At 38.2% G+C, this 918-nt stretch carries 1 protein-coding gene; it reads right to left on the bottom strand.

Annotated elements, in window-relative coordinates; translation table 11 throughout:
- On the bottom strand, positions 1 to 673 hold a 673-nt coding region (locus B7E07_RS00005; protein ID WP_080843531.1), incomplete at its 3' end, for an IS110 family transposase.
- Positions 674 to 918: the final 245 nt, after the last annotated feature.

Raw genomic sequence — 918 nt, 5'->3', positions numbered from 1 at the left:
GTTGTGCAGCTTCAAGTAAAACAATGGCTTTTTTCTCAGCACGTTCTGCAGATAAGTTCTTTTGTGTATTCCTCTTTAAGTTATTTTTGATGACTGTTTTTGAATGGGCCAACAATAATGCCGGATGTGGGTACAGCTGGACAAAATTTAAAAACAGAGCTGATTTAGGTGTAATTAGCCGTTCCAATTCTGGAAATGATAATTGTAAAATTGCATGCATTCGGCTGCGTAAGTAGGTCATCTCTTCAGCTGTTTCATCATAATACCGTGTTATTGCACGCATTTGTTCATAATACTCATCTTGCGTATAGGTTTTCTCGCGTTCCATTTTAAAATGTGATTTGGCAAGTTCGTGTGCATCATTGATATCTGTTTTATGGCGACGCATTGTAGCCATTTGTAAGTTCGCTTCTAGTGGATTCATTCGGTAATAGGTATAACCGTAATCACAAAGGAACTTTTCTATCGGTTTTGAATACACGCCTGTTGCTTCAAACACGATTTCAGGTTGTTCCCCATCGAGAGAAGATAGCTCCTCAATACGACTTTGAAGGCGTTCAAAATCAGCACGTGTATGATGTATTTCTCCTTCAAATTCACAGCGCTTATAACGGTTGTAAATGACAAAATGACTTTTGCCTTTACTTATATCTAAAGCGATGACATGTTGCATAAAACCTTCTCCTTTTTAGCCAATCATAGAAGTCTTCACATTGCCTTACCGATTCCATTTTCTTATACACGATCTCTATGGACCCAACATACTAAACTGATTCAAATAAGGGTGTGAAGTTGGTCTGTTTTTAATACGGACTCTTATGTGGCCCCAGAGGCTGTTCGACCTTCCTTCACTTCTACTATATAAAAATAGTAGCACAAACCATGGCCTTGGTCTGTGCTACTAATCTTAGTATGTTT

Origin of the sequence: Cytobacillus gottheilii (assembly GCF_900166665.1) — a bacterium.
GTDB classification, from domain to species: domain Bacteria; phylum Bacillota; class Bacilli; order Bacillales; family Cytobacillaceae; genus Cytobacillus; species Cytobacillus gottheilii_A.
This window is presented reverse-complemented; position numbering and strand designations above follow the sequence as displayed.